This is a genomic window from Desulfoconvexum algidum (assembly GCF_055382125.1).
This window is the reverse complement of the sequence record NZ_AP042394.1, coordinates 4,174,024-4,190,641: the sequence shown is the minus strand read 5'-3', so window position 1 is coordinate 4,190,641 and position 16,618 is coordinate 4,174,024. Positions and strand designations below refer to the sequence as shown.

Genomic DNA, 16,618 nt, shown 5'->3' with positions numbered 1-16,618 from the left:
GGCGCTGGTTAAATGTTTGCAACCGCTCTCTGGGCACTGCCCAAGGCGCCTTCAAGGTAGCCGCCGTAATGGTCTGCGGTTTCAGACCCGGCAAGCTGGATCATTCCATCCCAGATGGCAATTTGACCTGCCGGCGGTTGATATAGAGGATGTTCGTGCATGGGCGGCTGGTCGTACTGGGTTGCGGTGTATTTTTCCCGGGCCCAGTCCTGATAGTAAAAATGTGTGGGCTGTGCCGCCGACGGGCCGTAAATGGCGGCGAGTTGATCAAGAATTGACCGGGTCAGAGCATTTTTCCCATTGCGCTGGGCTGCGGGAATATTAAGAAATCCCATCAGTCCGTAGGGACCCTTATCCCTGTTGGATCCGTCATGGATTTCTCCCAGGGGGCCTCGCTGGCTGAAGGCCTGACCGGAAAAGCCTTTCTGTCGCCAATGGGGGGCAGAATAAAGGGCATAAAATTTTGCCTGCCCCGCCATCCATGTGCCCATTTTGAGCATGGCCTGGGTCAGGTCAAAGGACAGATCAGGGGTAAAGAGAATGGTGGCGGCGGCAAGGCGCGGCGGCAGTGCAAGAATCACCCTGGGGGATCTGAACCTTGCCCGGGGCGGTTTCCCGATTTCCCCGATATTGACAAGGGTATGGTTCTCTTCTCTTTCAATTTCACACACCGGAGAGTTCAGCCGGATCGACCCTTGTGGAATTTTTGCCTCAAGCCCTGCGATGAGGGCGGCCATACTTAGGTCAAGCCGCCAGCAGGGGGGGGAGGTTGCATATCCTTTAACCGTCTGGACAAGCCCGTGGGATAATTCGAAACGACCCATGCCCTGTTCAAATTGTTGATATCCCCTAAGCCCCAGGGTCTGGATGAGGTGCATCAGTTTTGGGTTTATTTCAGGCCAGTACCAGGAGGGGCCAAGATCGGGAAAAAACCCCTGGTGTTCCGCCGTTAAAATTCTGCCGCCCATGCGGTCCCGGGCTTCAAGGATAACAAAAGGCAGATTCTTTTGGGTGAGCAGGTAGGCAGCATACAAACCGCTGAGGCCGCCTCCTATGATAAGGGTCTCATTTGTTTGTGTGGGCATTGTAATTTTTCCATTTCATCAAAATGATTTTTCCATCGGCCAAAAGGCGTGTATCCTTGAAGGCTTTGGGTATTAACAAAAGGACTTCCAGTTTTTTTCCACCCGAAAGAACCGGGAATCTTGCCCGCATATGGGCAAAGTCACCATTTTCCAGCAGATAGGTTAATCCCTCAATTTGTTCCTCCATAAAAAATTTATCACGGCCCCTGGGGGGCATTTTAAGATAGGCCTTTACCAACCGTTCATGGCGTCTTTTGATTGCTGTCTGAATACATCCGTGATCCAGGGTTACTGAAACTTCCATGTGCGGGTATCCTCCTCTATTAACAATTGGGCTCGATTTCTATCCAAAGAGGTTAGCAAGGTTTATACCAATGCATTTGGGAAAATATTACGAATATTTTTAAATGGTTATTCAGATAAAAATATAGACAAGTCGCGATATTGCACTGTTCCTATATGCAAAGATCCATCCGCCCTGTTTAAACATTGACACGGCCCTGAAATTGAGATATCGTTTTTAAGTGGTGTAAAAATACTTAAAAGGGAATCTCGTTAGATTCGAGAGTGGTCCCGCCGCTGTAATCGGGGACGAAAACCGGAGAAAAAATCACTTTGATAAACAATCATCAAGGGAAGGTTCGGTAACTAGGATGATCCGTAAGCCAGAAGACCTGCCACATTGAGTTCGCTCAAACATGCGGTGTATACATGTATGCGTGCTAAATGGATTTTAAGGCCTAAGAAACAGGGTGCAGCCTTTCAGATGGAGTTTGTCTGAAAGGTTTTTTTGTTTTTGATCCTGTTTTTAACAGGGGTCCCATAAAATAAACAGTCAGAAGAATTAGAAATCCATTGATGTATGTATCCAAAGAAATTGAATTGTTCCAAGGACCGGAGTGACCTGCTCAAAAGATGGGAAATATTCAGGTCACAGTCATGTGGGTGACCATTCGGTCCCTGGACAAAACCTGTGTGGTGGTTATCGGGCATTAATGCCGCCCTTATCTCCGACCGCCCGCAGGTTACAATTTATTGTAACGAAATCCTAGCAAAAAATCCAATTTCCTGCAAGACTTTTATTGATTAAATTTAGGGCGAAATGAAATTTTTCAGGTTCCTGGACTGATCGAATCATGGGGTTGGTTATATTGATGGCATTGCGGGTATAAATGGAGATTCAGGAGACCAGGTTCTGGCAATGATTGATATTGGGTAGAGTTTTCAAGCCAGGGCTTCAGGCAGACCGCCTGTTTGAGCGTTTCCATTGTCCTGTGGGTAGTCTTTGTGCCCCATGGGAAAAGGTGATTGGAAAGGCCCCACCTAAACAAGGCAGGGCCAAACCCAATCCAACCAGACAAATGCATACAGTAAATGGAAATTTGTCTGATGTCACTTCTTAATTCCTTTAAAAGGTATATCTCAATCCGGCATAAAAGGTACGGCCCGGCATGGTGTACCCTTGAACGGCAGCATAGGACTCATCAAAAAGGTTCGTTATTTCAGCCTTTAAGGAAACAGCGCCATATTTTTCAAAGGAGAAAAGCCGTTTGGAAATCATCAGGTCGGCAACGGTGTATTTGTCGAGGGTGGTGGCGCCGGTGCCTTCATAGTCGGAGATATCCTGTTCGCCGATGTAGGAAAAATTCAGGCGGGAGGAAAACCCCTGTTCGCCGTTGGCAAACCGTAGACCATAGGAGGCAGTCCATTCCGGTGTATACTGAAGATTTTTACCTGTCTCTTCATTTTCGTATTCGGTTAAAGTGGTAAAAGAACCGTAGGGAACCAGTTCATAGGACCAGCCGAAAAGGCTCCCTATATCCCACTGCAGGGTTGCTTCTATGCCTGAGATGGTGGCGCCTTGGATATTTTCATAGCCCGTAATATTGGTCACCGCATCATAAGCATAGCCAATTTTGTCATCAAAGTCCGTATGGAAATAGGTGATGCCACTTGTCAGGCTGCCTTTGTTGTAATCCAGACCGATTTCATAGGTTTTGCTTTTTTCAGGGTTCAGGTCAGAGTTTCCAGCCCAGATACCCCAGGAACCGTAGTCATTGTACATAAAAAGTTCATCTGCAGTAGGCATCCTGAAGGCTTCGGCATAATTGGCCCGGACGCTTAAGTCCGATGTGAATTTATAGGCTGCGCCCACACTTGAGGACCAATTGGTATCATCTTTGCTCTGGCCGGTATCACCTTCTACCTCATACTTGTCATAGCGTCCCCCGGCTGAAAGAATCAGTTTGTCATCCATCAGACTGGTTTTCGCCAGGAGAAATGCCGCCGGGTTTTCATAGGTGTTTTCCTTTCCGGCAGCAGTATAGGTATTGCTAATGGCATAATCGGTCCAGTCAACTCCGGCTGTTACATGGGCGAAATCCCACTTGGCCGTCAGTTGGGCCTGGGCCCCCTGGTGGTCTGTATCCCGATAATAGTCACGTGCGTTGCTGGTTGACGGATCAAAGGTCTCGTACTCGTCTTTTCCCTTAAAATAGCGCAGGTTCCATAGTAAAAATCCGTCTGCAGTTTGCCCGTCATAAACAAGATCAAAACTTTTTAAGGAATTGTCTATATAATCGTCCAGATCATTGCTGCTCAAATAGTTCGGTTTTCCAATTTTTTTTCCTTCATATCCGGTGTAAGAAAAACTGACTCTGTTATCAGGCACAAACGTCCAGCCTGCATTGAAGCTGACCCGTTCCTTGGAATCATACCCGGTATTGTAATACCGGGTACCGTCAGCCGTGTCATAGTCATCCTGGGATGATTTCGAAAGGGTTGCTGAAATGTCAAAGGCCTTGAACTGACCGGAAAATCCGGCAGAGGCATCCTTGTAGTTCCAGCTTCCCAAGTTGCCTTCAACAAAGAAGGAAGGCTTGCGTTTCCCTTGTTTGGTAATGACATTGACAACCCCGCCCATGGCGGAAGCACCGTATTGAACCGACCCGGGACCTCGGATAACCTCAATACGCTCTACATTATCCATGGTAATTTTTGCCATGTTTCCGGTACCGGCACGTCGTCCATTGATTAGGATCAACACATGGCTGGCCAGGTCATTGCCATGGGTATCTGTTCGAAATCCACGGATCTCTACGGAACTGGTTGAATTGGGGTATTCCCGGATCATAAATCCTTCTTTGGCCAATAAATCACTCAAGTTCTGAACAGAGGCCTGCTGGATATCCTCTTGTGTGTAAATCGTAATATTGGTGGTCAGGTTTTCTTTTTTTTCCTTGATTCTTCCCGAGGTTACCACCATGGTTTCCATAACCTGGGGGGTTGTTTCAGAAGGAATCGCTTCTTCTCCCCAGGCAGGCAGGGAAAACGTCAACACGCATAAGAGCAAGGCAAGGCACCGGACAATCAAATGTTTCATTATTTAAAAATCTCCATTAAAATGTAGTGATCGGTCCGGAAAACAACAATCCCCGGACCGAAATTAACTTTCAATCCAGGGATTCCCTTTTTATCCTTAGAATATAAACAGGAAGCACCTTCGTCCCCAAGGCGTTTTCCTTTGACTACCGTTCAGGCAGGTCTTCTGACTTTTGGATCATTCTACCGGCTGCACCTTCCCAACCATAAGGTCAGTGGCATACTGCAGCTTTCGTCCCCAATTACAGCGGCGGGCCCGTCCACGACTTTAACGCGGTTCCCTATCAAGCTCTTACAATGAGCACCTGAATATGAAATATTATTACTGATTATAAAACACAAAGTCAAGTAAAAAAAAGAGGCAATTTAAGGTGAATTTTATTTTTTATCTAATCACCATAATATGATCACAAGGCCACTGTGAATGGGGGCGATTCCACCATTTTTATGTCGCAGAGAAGATACTTCTCAAGACTTTTCTTAAGTCCTTTGTTTTTGGCAGGTCCGCTGTATAGAAAAATAGAGAACCTGCATCCAGGGAAGTGGCAAAAAGAGGTGCCGGTACCAGGCAGAAGGCCAGAAAAATATATTAGAGTTAGAATTCTTTTCATGATCTATTTGATAAAATAGCCGGCTACCCGCCATGTGCCCTCGGATTCTTTCATGAGGGTGATGGATTCAACGGCATGGGCTTTATTGGCAAAACGGGTGACATATCGCAAAACCAGATAGCTCCCGTCGGGCATGCCTGGCAGGGTGGTGGTGAGCTGGTCATGGAAAAGGTCCCTTGATACAACATCTCCTAAGGGGTCCCTTACGGATTTTAGGGTGATTGCCCAAAAGAGCAGATTATAAAAATTGAGTCAAAGTCAAATGATTTTTTTTAGGGAACTGCCTTTTCAGCCCATTGCCAGGACGGCTGGGGTGATTATAATTAAAAAATTATTAATTTAAAAGCAAGTGGGGAACAGATGGATAAAAAGAAAGAAAATGGTCCAACGGGTTTGGTTCACAAACAGACCCTTTATATGGCAATCTTGGTCTCCATTACATTTGGATTTATGGTGGGGGCCATGTATACCTCATTTAAACTGGCTGGGGATACGCCAATGGCACCAATAGCACAGCAACCGTCAGATCCCCATGATCATCCGGAAGGACAGGAGATGTCGGCTGAGACGGGTTCCAGAATTTTAAAACTGGAACAATTCCTAAAGGAAAACCCGGATAATGTGGATGCCTGGAATCAACTGGGGAATCTGTTTTTTGATGCCAACCGGTTTGGGGATGCCATTGATGCCTATGAACGTTCATTGGCTCTGAAACCGGGTGATCCCGTTGTCTTGACCGATATGGGGGTGATGTACCGGCGGAACAAAAATCCCAAAAAGGCCGTTGAAACATTTGACCTGGCCATTGCTGCAGATCCTGGCTTTGAGACGGCCCGGTTCAACAAGGGAGTGGTGCTCATGCATGATATGGAGGATACGGCCGGCGGTATTCTTGCATGGGAAGCGTTGTTAACGGTGAATCCCATGGCAAAAGCACCCAATGGGAAATTGCTTTCCTCCCTGGTTGAAAGAATGAAACAGCAGAAGTGATATCGGATTTTTTCAAGGTGATTGACCATGGAATGGTCACGCCACCTACCGTTTCAATCTGGAAGCCAGGACAGCAGCGCCGATGGCCCCGTTTTCCTGGGGAAAATCGCCCACCAATATTTCAATGCCCAGGCGGCTTTCCAGGGCTTTGACCATCCCTTTGTTTTTGGCGACCCCGCCGGTCATGATCACGGGGCTCTGTAACTTGACCTTGGTGGCAAGACTGCCCACCCGTGCGGCCGCAGATTCATGGATGCCGGCAATGATATCTTCTCTTTTCTGCTGCCCGGCGATCATGGAAATCACTTCTGATTCTGCAAAAACAGTGCAGATGCTGGAAATTTTGGAGGGGGCATTGGAGCTCTGGCTCATGTTGCCAAGCTCATTGAGTTCGACCTCCAGAGCCTTGGCCATGACCTCCAGGAAACGGCCTGTCCCTGCCGCGCATTTGTCGTTCATGGCAAAATTTTCCACCTGGCCGCTGGTATCCAGGGCAATGGCTTTGCTGTCCTGTCCTCCTACATCAATAATGCCCCGGATCTTTGGGTTTAAAAAATGGGCACCCACCCCGTGGCAGATGATTTCGGTCATGGCTTTGTCTGCAAAGGCCACAGAGTTTCTGCCATATCCCGTGGCCACGATGGCCGTGACATCCTTGGGGTTGATTTTGGTTTGGGCCAACAGGTCGGAAAAGACCTTCTCCCCCGCAGTCACGGGGTTGTATCCCGTGGGGATTACAAGAGTTCCTATCAGTTTGCCATTTTTGATAAGGGCGGCTTTTGCCGTTATGGAGCCGATGTCTATGCCTGCAAAAATCATATGTTTAACCATTCCTTTATTCCTTTTGTTTGATAATTTCCATGAAGGCATCAATCCTTGTGTCTGTCTGGGAAAGGGAAAAGTTTCGCGGATCCACCATGTCTGCCTCGAACATGAGCACGGGAATACCGGTTTTTTTTCGGACAATTTCCATGATGTCCAGCTGGCCAAAGGAGTAGGGTTTGCAGGATCTGTTGGAGTGCATGACAAACCCATCCACATCATAGAGGCGGATCATGTCAATGACCTGATCTGCCATTTCGTCCACACCAATGTTTAGATAAATCCGGGTATAGGCTTGGGCCATGGAATCTAAAAATTTATTTTCATCAATATATTGAATGGCCGAGCACCAGGCAGAGGTATAGGTGTCTGCCACAAGGCAGGCATTGTGATCTGAAAATTTTTGGGACAACCATTTTAGCTGGTACCACACCGGCAAATTGTCCCAGAGCAGTCGGTAGCGTTCATGGGGAATGATGCTGATGCCCTTTCGTACCCGTTCTTCCATTTCCTGGGCCAATTCTTCGTAAAAATCCACGGCGATCTTTGTTCCTCTGAGGGTTACGATGAGGGCCAAAAAGAAAAAGGCATCAAAGGCGCTCATGGGAGAGGGCTTGTGGGTGGTGGTCTTGAGAACTTTCTGCCAGAGCTTCTGGCCCTGGAGGGCAAGATGTCCCACCTGCGTCATTTTATCGTGGTCAAATTTTTTCCCGGTCACGGTTTCAAGAAAAACAATGTATTCGTCTATCTGACGCCGGACATAGGCGGCAATTTGCCGGGAATATCCATTGTGGCAGACCGGGGTGTCCAGGATGAACAAGGGAACATTAAAGTGTCGGGCCTGGACTTCATACCATTTGAGTACCGTGCCGCAGATGTTGTTGCAGCAGACCAGCATGTCCGGCCTGGGGAGCCCGCCAATGGGTCCACCATTGACCTGGGCACAGGAAATGTCTGCCCTTGCATAGGAACAAAGATCTGAGCTGTATCCCATTTCTTCTGCCTTTACGCACAGGTCTTCCCCCATTTTGGAGGCCCCGATCATGGCGGCATGGTTTTCAGGATAGATGGGGATAATATCCATGGCGATCAGGGGTTCCACAGGCCCCCCTGAAGTGATCCATGCGATTTTTTTGTTGTTTTCCCGGGCTGTCATGGCTTCCAGGTAATAGGTGGTCATGATTTCCCGCATTTTTTTGGCGGATTTTATTTTTCGTTGTTCCTTGTCGTTGTCCTTTTCCTTGGCCGTGTCTTTGTTTTGGTTTGTATCCGTCATGGAATGTTTCCTTAAAATTTATAAAAAACAGGATTAAATCATGTGCATAAAGGTTTCAAGACGGGTGGAAAGCTGTCCTTGTCCCTGCTGCTGGTCATCTAATTCCAGGTGGAGACTCTTAATGGCAGCCTTGTCTAAAAATTCTTTCATATAGGGATAGTCAAAGGCATGGGGATCGCAAAATTTTAAGAGAGCAAAGATCACCCCGTCTGCCCTGTGGGTTTTGGCAAGGGCCAAAAGGGCTTCCCCCCGGACCGTGTTGCCCGAGTGTTTGGCCGGACAGATGGCCCTGTCCGAATACCGGGCGGTTAAGGCTTCCAAGGGGTCAATATCCACAGGAATAAGCCCTTCAAACCAACGGTTGCCCGTGCACAGATCATCTGCCACCACAGTGCCGCCACAGGCTTCGATGAGACTGTAAATATCGACCATGTCACAGATGGAGCCGGAAAGAATGATCCGTTTGGCCGAAGAAGGAGGGGGGTCTTTTTTTTCAAGGAGGAGGACAATGGTCTCAAGCCTTTGGGCAAGTTCCTCTCTGTCCATGATCATTGCGCCCTTGACAATGGCAAACAGATCAATTCCTTTGATAATGCCCGGGGACTGGCTTTTGAGTTCGTAGATCCGGGCCAGATTTTTGCGGATGCGGTTGAAAAGGCAAATGGAGGCCTCAAGATCTGCCGGGGTAATGGGATGGTCAATGGCCTTTTCAAGGTCGGTTTTGAACTTTTTGAGCACCTCTGTCATATAGTTTCTTGCACTTTCGGTGTTGAGCTTGGCCGGCATGACCACATCGGCAAAAAAACCATAGTTTGTGTTGAGCCGCCAGATATCACTTAAGCGCTGGATGGAATCACAGGTGTGGGGGAAAACCGTACCGTCTAAATAATCCAGGCGGCCGGCCAGGCTGTCTTCGAGCACCCCCCGGACCAGGGAGCAACAATAGGCCTGGAGATGGTTTTCCGCCAGGCTGATCTCTGATTTTGAGGAAAACAGCCGCATGGGGTGAAAACCGGCGGCATGGATGAGTTCTTCCGGGGCATAGGAACACATATACCCGATGATCTTGCCGGATTTTTCCCGGATGCCGGCAGCAAGGGCGGCTGGATCCTTTATGGCAATGTGGAAGGGATCGATTTCTTTCATCTTCAATGGTCTCCTGTGTATTCGCCTCGTTGGCGTAAAGTCTGTATTTCCTGGTCTTCCAGTGTTTTAAAGGCCACTTTGCCCACCAGGGTGGTGGGAAGGGTCAGTCTAAATTCAATGGTTCGCGGACAGCTCCATTTGATTAAATTTTTTTGACAGTGGGTGATAAGCTCCTTTTCCATGGCCGCATCGGGGAAAGCGCCCTCTTTAAGAACCACAAAGGCCTTGACCCGTTGAACCTGTTCCTTGTCCGGCACTCCAATGACACAAGTTTCTGCCACATGGGGGTGCAAGTAGAGGACATCTTCCACCTGGGCCGGGTAAACATTCATGCCCGAAGATTTGATCATCCGCTTCTGGCGCAGTTTAAAATAAAAAAATCCGTCCGCATCCTGGCTTGCGATGTCACCGGTGTGGAGCCAGGTTTTACCGTCCCCATGGATTTTCAGGGTCTTGTCGGTTTCTTCTTTCTGGTTTAAGTAGCCTTTCATCACAGCAGGGCCGCTGATGCAGATTTCGCCATCTTCCCCCAGGGGAGCCTCTTTAGTGGTGTTTTGTATGACAATTTTAGCGTCCATATCTGAAAAGGGAACCCCGATGCTGTTTTCGCGGTAGGTGTCCATGGGCATGGCCATGATGGCGGTGACAGCTTCGGTGAGGCCGTATCCTTCCAATAATTTGACATTGCCGCCCCGGGACCTGACAATGGTTTCAAATTCTTCTTTTACAACCCCGGGCAGGGTGTCGGCACCGCAGAAGGCCGCCTTGAGGCAGTCAAGGTCTGCAGTTCGGAAATCCTTGTTCTTGTTCAAAGCGGCATAGAGGGTGGGGACACCGATGATAAAGCTGGGTTTTTTGGTTCGTATGAGTTTGGCCACAATTTGGGGGGTGAACTGGGGAACCAATATGCTTTTGGCCCCTCCCATAAAGGCCGCATTGACACAAACCCCCAAGCCGAACCCATGGAAAATGGGCAGAATGGCCAAAATGGAATCGGTTTCATCCAGATTGCCCCAGGCCGCCACCATCATGCCCTGGGAAATAAAATTCATATTGGAGAGCAAGATTCCCTTGGGTTTTCCCGTGGTGCCGCCGCTGTATAAAATTACGGCGGTGTCGTGGGCTTCCATTTGCGTTTTGTTTTGTTTTGGAAAAGAACCGTTCATCAGGTCTTGCCACCATGAGATGTTTGAGTCCCGGGGGACCTTGGGGATTTTCCTCCCCTTGGTCAGCCAGAAACCCAATTGCTTGACAGGGGACAGGTAATCTCCTATCCGGGTCAGAATCAGTCGTTTGCACCGGGTTTTTTCCATGGCAGCCTTGAATTTGCCATAAAAGGCATCCAGGGTCAGGGCCATGGAAGAGTTGGAAATATTTAAATAAAATTCAATCTCATTTTCCGTGGACAGGGGATGGATCATGCTGGCCACTGCTCCCAGCTTGTTGGCGGCATAAAAGCAGATAATTCCCTGGGGAGAGGTAGGCATGGAGATGGTAATGATGTCTCCCTTTTTCAGTCCCAGGCCGGCAAGACCATCGGCGCAAAGGCAAATGGCTTCTGCAAATTTATTGTAGGTACACAGGGTGCCCATGAAATCCCAGGCAATTTTATCCGGAACCCGTTTGGCCGATTTCATCACAGCTTCGTACATGGTCACACTAGGGTAGTCTATGGAGTGGGGAACTTTTGCGTAATGGTCAAACCAGGGCCTTTTTACCTGCATTTCTTCTCCTTTTTCTGTGCCGTGTCAATGGGGATAAAAATCACAGAACGATTTTTTGTCTATTGGTTTTTATATCGAACACCGGTCGACATGTCAACCATTGCTTGATGATTTCTTCTGGGTGTGATATGGGAAAAGAGCAGGTCAGAACCCAAACAATACAGGACACCAATGAATACAAACAATACCCTCAGCAAACTAAAGGTAAAGGAAAGAAAACTTCGACAGCAGATTATTATTGATGCAGCCCGGGAAGTCTTTGGCCAGAAAACCTATGACAAGGCCAGTATGGCTGAGATTGCAAAGGTAGCGGGCATTGCAAAATCTTCCATCTACACCTATTTTAAAAGCCAGGAAGAATTGTATGCCAAAATCGCTTATATGGATTCCTGCAATTTCATAGATGATCTTCAATCGCGCATCCATAAGGCTGGTATGGGTCAGGCGGGTCGGAAGAAACCGGATAAGGACCCGATTAGTATGGACCGGGGGGAAATTTTTGTCAAGATTTGTATCACCCATTTTCTGGAATATTATATTACCCATACTGCCCAATGGCGGATGATTACCCATTTTGCCCTCCACGGAAACAAGGACATGGCGGCGGTGGACCAGCTCAATGAAATTGGCCGCAGGCTCATGGATTTGTTTGAATCGGTATTCAAGAAACTTGGGTGTGATCGAGAGGCACGGATTTTCGCCCATACCCTGTTTGCATGTCTTTCCGGTATTCTTATCGCCTTTCGAAATTATCCAGGCCGGACAGAAGTCGAGCGAATTGCGCATATGACACGCATCGGAGATGTGGTGGAAGCCATGGTTCTCTCCCTGGTTCGAAAAGAGAACGCGTGATCCTTATCGAAGATAACCGTTAAAAAAAATCATAGGACCACCTGATTTTGCACCCCCATGATATCCAAACACGTGTGCTTACCCAAAGAGATCTTAAATTTGCAGCTCAAATGGAATCAGGCATTGGCAAGTTTTGGCAGACTGTGATAGTGTAAAAGATCTTCCAGGTCGATTACAGCCGACGCCCCTTCCGGTGTGGGCTCTCATGAACAGGCATCTGCCTTGCCTGGGAGTTGAGTGACAACTTAAAACAGCCATTTACTCTTAACATGATGTTATTAGGAGGTGTTATTATGAAAGACGCCAATTGCCCTAAATGTGGTTCCGGAGAAGTCTATTCAGGTGCTGAACTGATCGTTAAAGACGGTCCTATCGCCAATCTTCTGAAAGGCGGACCTTTTGCCAGCAATTCAATCCCCATAAGCCTTTCAAGCATGGCTCCCATCGACAACTATGTCTGTGTCAACTGTGGCTATGTTGAGCATTATATCTCCGATGGTTCCAAACTAAAAGAGATCGCAAAAAAATGGGATAAAGTCTCTGCAGACAAATCGGCCGTCGCTTCTGACGAATGATTGTTTTGAGACTCGGTTTGAATTTTAAGCTGCTCTGGCGGCTTGTGCACATCCTCCGCGTTGTCGGCTGGTATGGGATCAGGGATATTGCCGGCCGTATTGCCAGGGGTGCGTCCAAGGCGCCTGGCGTTTCGGAAAAAAGCCGGGATGCTGCTGAGACCGATTTCCCGTCCCCCAGGATGGTCCGCTTCTGCATGGAGCGGCTCGGACCAAGCTTTATCAAGCTTGGTCAGCTGTTGAGCACCCGGGATGATATTTTGCCTTCTGAATTTGTAAATGAATTCAAAAAACTCCAGGATCAGGTACGCCCCCTTCCTGTGGCGGCTATTTCCAGCGTGGTGGAGAGGGAATTGGGCAAACCGCTGACAGTTCTGTTTGATCGCTTCAATCCAGAATCCATTGCCGCAGCGTCTGTGGCCCAGGTCCACGAAGCCTGGCTTTTTTCAGGAGAAAGGGTTGCTGTCAAGGTGATCCGGCCCGACATCCTTCCCATTATCCGCAAAGACATCCGGCTGATGTATTATCTTGCCCAAAAGATAGAGAATCGTTCTGAACGAGGCAGGATGCTGGGTGCCGTGAACCTTGTCAAAGAATTTGAAAGGACCGTCTTCAACGAACTGGACATGTTTGTGGAGGCCGGTAATATTGAACGGTTCAGAAATAATTTCAAGCATACACGCGAACTGCATATCTGCAAAGTCTATCGTGAATTCACAAGCCGGTCAGTTCTGGTGATGGAGTATATTGACGGTGTCAAGGTCGATCAGGTAGAGGCCATAAAAGCCGCGGGCATCGATCCCGGGGCGATTGGGCTTATCGGCCTGCGCTCCTTCTCCCGACAGCTCATGGAGTTCGGGTTTTTCCATGCCGATCCCCACCCGGGAAACACCATTGTCATGGCAGACGGCCGGGTCAGCATTATCGACTTCGGGCTGATGAGTTACGTGGATGATGAAATGATGAAGGAACTTGCCAATCTTTGCCTTGGGTTTGCAGATCACGATTATGATCAGGTGATGGACGCCTTGAAAGAGATGGGGCTCCTGGACGAAAAAAAGATCCGGCTCAAGGAATTCAAAGCAGACTTGAAGGAAGTCAGTGAACCCTTTTATGGCCGCTCTCTTCCCACCATCTCTGTCAGAGAGGTCTATGAAAAAGTAATGCAGCTGGTGCTCAAGCACCGGGTCACCATGCCAAGGAATCTGCTGCTGATTTTAAAGACCTTTGTTCAGAACGAAGCCATTGGGAAAAAACTGAGCAGCACGTCAAGTATTCTTCAAGTCGCCAGACCATATGCCGAAAAATTGATACGGCAGCGGCTTGAACCGGACCAACTTTTCAAACGATTCAATGCAGATGCACGTAAAATAGCAGGCCATCTTCACTCCATGCCGGCAAACGTCAGCAAACTATTTGCCAATGCAGCAGACAACCGCTTTTCCATGGAGATCCGGCACACAACCTCCTCCAGGCTTCACCAATCCATGGAAAAGGGAATCAACCGGCTGATTGTGGGGATTATCATTGCTGCCTCCACCATTGCTGCGGCCCTGATTCTTAATTCTTCCCAGAAACTTTTCAACATCGACCTTGGGTTTGCCGGGTTTTCAGAAATATCGCTAACCGGCCTTCTCGGCGTTACAGGATATGTCATAGCAACCTTTCTCGGGCTTTGGCTGATAATTTCAATCTTCCGTTCAGGACGCCTGTAAGACCCAGATACCATCACCTGACACTCCCATAAAAAAAGGGATATCCGCAGGCAAAAACGAACATCCCCTTTTTTGTGAAAGGTCTGTCTATACCAGAATGGCTTGAAAATTAACTTCCGGTTTGACAGGAAAGAAACCAGGGAATATAATTAATTACGTTTTTTTCTTACGCTAAAAAGGGGAGACACAGATTTCATTACCCAATAAAAAAGGCTGGTTGGCCATTTTATTTATTTTTTTCTGCCTGGCCGTACCCTTTGGGCTGACCTATTATGTGTCAACACCAAAGTCCAAGGAAAGGTCTGACTTGTGGAGGACCCAGGGGACTGCTGCAAATGTCAAAGCAGAATCCCAGATATCGGCCGGACAATTACGATTGATAAAAAATGATCGGGTAACGGTTAAAAATACCTGCCTGGTGTTTAAAGGGATTGAAAAGGGCCAGGTGGTTCTGGATCTATATCTGCTTGAACTGGATCCGGGATATGCCTATCCCCAGCGATTTTCAAGAGAACCCAATGGGAATGCCATCCGGCTGGGGAATGTGATCTATGCTGTAAAATCTGTAAACAATTCTATACTAACCTTAAAAATTCTCCAGGCCACGGAGACTTACTGATTTGAAATTTGATTTAAGATCTGTTAGCTCCCATGGTTGATGTTGTTATCATAGGGGCAGGTCCTGCCGGAACAGCTGCTGCCTTTGATTTGCTGTCCAGGGGTTTTTCCGTGCAGTTGCTGGACAAATATGCTTTTCCTAAAAAAAAAGCCTGTGCCGGTGGGATTACTCCCAAGGCCCTGGCATTATTCCGGTATGATATTTCTTCTCTCATCCGGCAGGAGTGCCGCAGTATAAAAATTTGTCCCCAACCTGGGAGAGCCTTTGTAATTCAGAATAAAAACCCCCTGTGCCATATGGTCCAGCGATGGGAGCTGGATCTTTTTTCTTTGAACATGGTTCAAAGAAAAGGAGCTCAATTCCAGGTGGTTAAAAAAATTGTTTCCATTGAAGAAAAAAAGCTTCATATAGAGATCAGAACCAGCGATCAATTGATAAAATCTTGTTACCTTATCGGTGCGGACGGGGCCAATTCCATTGTGAGGCGGTTGACCCATCCTTTTTGTCGGGTGAACCGTTCTCTTGCCCTTGAGGCGGATATCCGGGTGGATCATTCTGAACGTCATTCAATGGAGTTTGATTTTTCCATGCCGGGACGAGGTTATTTTTGGATTTTTCCCAAGGGAAATCATCTGAATATCGGTATTTATTCCACCACAGGTCATCCGGCTTTAAAACAAAGGCAATTGGTTGAGTATGCCCAGAAACGGTTTGGTACGGACCGGCTCCAGGCCGTGAAGGGATATCCCATTGGTGTGGGGGGATATGCCCATTGTCCCGGGTCAGGAAGGGTTCTTTTATCCGGGGACGCTGCCGGATTTGGAGAGAACCTTCTCGGGGAAGGAATCTATTTTGCCCTCAAAAGCGGACAGGCTGCTGCCCGGGCCATTGTCTCTGCTTGTACCCCTGGTGCGTTCCCTGACAATAGCGGGTTCCCTGATAATGTTGCATCCTCTGTTATTGATTCATCTCCTTATGCTGCTCCTTTTCCGGGCGCGGCCTATGACCGAGAGATTAAAAAAATAAGAACCGATCTCAGACTATACCACTTAAGCGCCAAGTGTCTCTATTCCTTCCCTTCTTTTTCATTAAAATTATTGTCCCTTCCTTTTTTTCATAAAAAATTTGCCCAAGGGTATGCCGATGGCAAAACCCTTGGGCAGATGCTCCTGTGTCGATAGTTCCCCTGATGTATTAAAATTTTAGTCTTCCTGTTGTTTTGCAGGAAAAAACAATTTTGTATTAAAAAGAGGTTAATTTTATGTCATATGCTATGAAATTACACTATTGAAACTAATTTAATTCCAATAATGTAATTTCATGCTCGGTTTCAAAAAAGAGTTTTAGAAATAAAACATTATAAAATCAAATAGTTATGATAAATTTTGCTTAAAAAATGCCTTTGGCACCCCTTTTGCTCTATGAAGAATTAAGAAATTAAGTTGTTTTTATTTAAATCTGAAAAAGGGAGAAAACATGAAAAAAATCTTGGCAATCATAAAACCATTTAAGGTGGATGAGGTAAAAGATGCCTTAACCAAAATAAATATTAACGGGATGACCATCACCGAGGTCAAGGGGTTTGGCCGGCAGAAGGGTCACAAGGAAATATACAGAGGCGCGGAATACCAGACAGATTTTATTCCCAAGGTGGAGCTGTCCATTGTTGTGGATGATGAAAGGGTGGATGCCGTGGTGGAGACCATTATTAACAGTGCTAAAACTGGAAAGATTGGTGATGGTAAAATTTTTATCCAGCCCATTGAAGATGTGATCCGCATCAGGACCAGTGAAACCGGCGTGGAAGCCCTATAACTAACCCTAA

General features: G+C 47.4%; 15 protein-coding genes and 2 riboswitches. Of the genes, 7 read left to right on the top strand and 8 right to left on the bottom strand.

Features of this window, described 5'->3' with window-relative positions; translation table 11 throughout:
- Positions 1–8: 8 nt before the first annotated feature.
- The 4 genes from ACZ45G_RS18990 to ACZ45G_RS18975 form a co-directional block, all read right to left on the bottom strand.
- A complete protein-coding gene (locus ACZ45G_RS18990; RefSeq protein ID WP_464172069.1) occupies positions 9–1,085 on the bottom strand; it encodes a flavin monoamine oxidase family protein in 1,077 nt (358 codons plus the stop codon).
- Complete coding sequence (locus tag ACZ45G_RS18985; RefSeq protein ID WP_464172068.1) at positions 1,066–1,389, bottom strand: hypothetical protein; 324 nt, start codon at positions 1,387–1,389, stop codon at positions 1,066–1,068. The genes ACZ45G_RS18990 and ACZ45G_RS18985 overlap by 20 nt, the downstream gene beginning before the upstream one ends.
- 204 nt (positions 1,390–1,593) lie before the next feature.
- A riboswitch (cobalamin riboswitch) is annotated at positions 1,594–1,781 on the top strand.
- A 712-nt stretch (positions 1,782–2,493) separates the two neighbouring features.
- Complete coding sequence (locus tag ACZ45G_RS18980) at positions 2,494–4,467, bottom strand: TonB-dependent receptor plug domain-containing protein (protein ID WP_464172067.1); 1,974 nt, start codon at positions 4,465–4,467, stop codon at positions 2,494–2,496.
- Between the two features lie 138 nt (positions 4,468–4,605).
- Positions 4,606–4,790, bottom strand: a riboswitch (cobalamin riboswitch).
- A gap of 290 nt (positions 4,791–5,080) precedes the next feature.
- Positions 5,081–5,299, bottom strand: coding sequence for a DUF4019 domain-containing protein (locus tag ACZ45G_RS18975; protein ID WP_464179975.1), 219 nt, complete (start codon positions 5,297–5,299; stop codon positions 5,081–5,083).
- Positions 5,300–5,437: 138 nt separating this feature from the next.
- Here ACZ45G_RS18975 and ACZ45G_RS18970 point away from each other — a divergent pair, with 138 nt between their 5' ends.
- Positions 5,438–6,067 carry a tetratricopeptide repeat protein gene (locus ACZ45G_RS18970; protein WP_464172066.1) on the top strand — a complete coding sequence of 210 codons (630 nt, stop codon included), beginning with the start codon at positions 5,438–5,440 and terminating at the stop codon, positions 6,065–6,067.
- A gap of 45 nt (positions 6,068–6,112) precedes the next feature.
- Here the strand turns inward: ACZ45G_RS18970 and ACZ45G_RS18965 are convergent, their stop codons facing one another.
- From ACZ45G_RS18965 to ACZ45G_RS18950, 4 genes are read right to left on the bottom strand one after another with little or no spacing between them, the layout of a single operon-like run.
- A complete protein-coding gene (locus ACZ45G_RS18965) occupies positions 6,113–6,898 on the bottom strand; it encodes an acyl-CoA dehydratase activase (RefSeq protein ID WP_464172065.1) in 786 nt (261 codons plus the stop codon).
- A gap of 4 nt (positions 6,899–6,902) precedes the next feature.
- Positions 6,903–8,165: a 2-hydroxyacyl-CoA dehydratase subunit D gene (locus tag ACZ45G_RS18960; protein ID WP_464172064.1), complete on the bottom strand. Its 1,263-nt coding sequence runs from the start codon at positions 8,163–8,165 to the stop codon at positions 6,903–6,905.
- A gap of 33 nt (positions 8,166–8,198) precedes the next feature.
- Positions 8,199–9,311 (bottom strand): 2-hydroxyacyl-CoA dehydratase subunit D, encoded by a 1,113-nt coding sequence (locus tag ACZ45G_RS18955; protein WP_464172063.1) that lies wholly within the window; start codon positions 9,309–9,311, stop codon positions 8,199–8,201.
- A gap of 2 nt (positions 9,312–9,313) precedes the next feature.
- Positions 9,314–11,035: an AMP-binding protein gene (locus tag ACZ45G_RS18950; protein ID WP_464172062.1), complete on the bottom strand. Its 1,722-nt coding sequence runs from the start codon at positions 11,033–11,035 to the stop codon at positions 9,314–9,316.
- A 171-nt stretch (positions 11,036–11,206) separates the two neighbouring features.
- Between ACZ45G_RS18950 and ACZ45G_RS18945 the strand changes: the two genes are divergently transcribed.
- From ACZ45G_RS18945 to ACZ45G_RS18920, 6 genes are all read left to right on the top strand, one after another.
- Positions 11,207–11,887: a TetR/AcrR family transcriptional regulator gene (locus ACZ45G_RS18945; RefSeq protein WP_464172061.1), complete on the top strand. Its 681-nt coding sequence runs from the start codon at positions 11,207–11,209 to the stop codon at positions 11,885–11,887.
- Positions 11,888–12,180: 293 nt separating this feature from the next.
- Entirely contained in the window at positions 12,181–12,462 is a 282-nt protein-coding gene (locus ACZ45G_RS18940; RefSeq protein ID WP_464172060.1) for a hypothetical protein, read from the top strand.
- 17 nt (positions 12,463–12,479) lie between these two features.
- Positions 12,480–14,174 carry an ABC1 kinase family protein gene (locus tag ACZ45G_RS18935; protein WP_464172058.1) on the top strand — a complete coding sequence of 565 codons (1,695 nt, stop codon included), beginning with the start codon at positions 12,480–12,482 and terminating at the stop codon, positions 14,172–14,174.
- Between the two features lie 217 nt (positions 14,175–14,391).
- Complete coding sequence (locus ACZ45G_RS18930; protein WP_464172057.1) at positions 14,392–14,793, top strand: hypothetical protein; 402 nt, start codon at positions 14,392–14,394, stop codon at positions 14,791–14,793.
- Positions 14,794–14,825: 32 nt separating this feature from the next.
- On the top strand, positions 14,826–15,974 hold the full coding sequence (locus tag ACZ45G_RS18925; RefSeq protein ID WP_464172056.1) for a geranylgeranyl reductase family protein: 1,149 nt from the start codon (positions 14,826–14,828) through the stop codon (positions 15,972–15,974).
- A 295-nt stretch (positions 15,975–16,269) separates the two neighbouring features.
- Positions 16,270–16,608: a P-II family nitrogen regulator gene (locus ACZ45G_RS18920; protein WP_464172055.1), complete on the top strand. Its 339-nt coding sequence runs from the start codon at positions 16,270–16,272 to the stop codon at positions 16,606–16,608.
- The last annotated feature ends 10 nt before the right edge of the window (positions 16,609–16,618 follow it).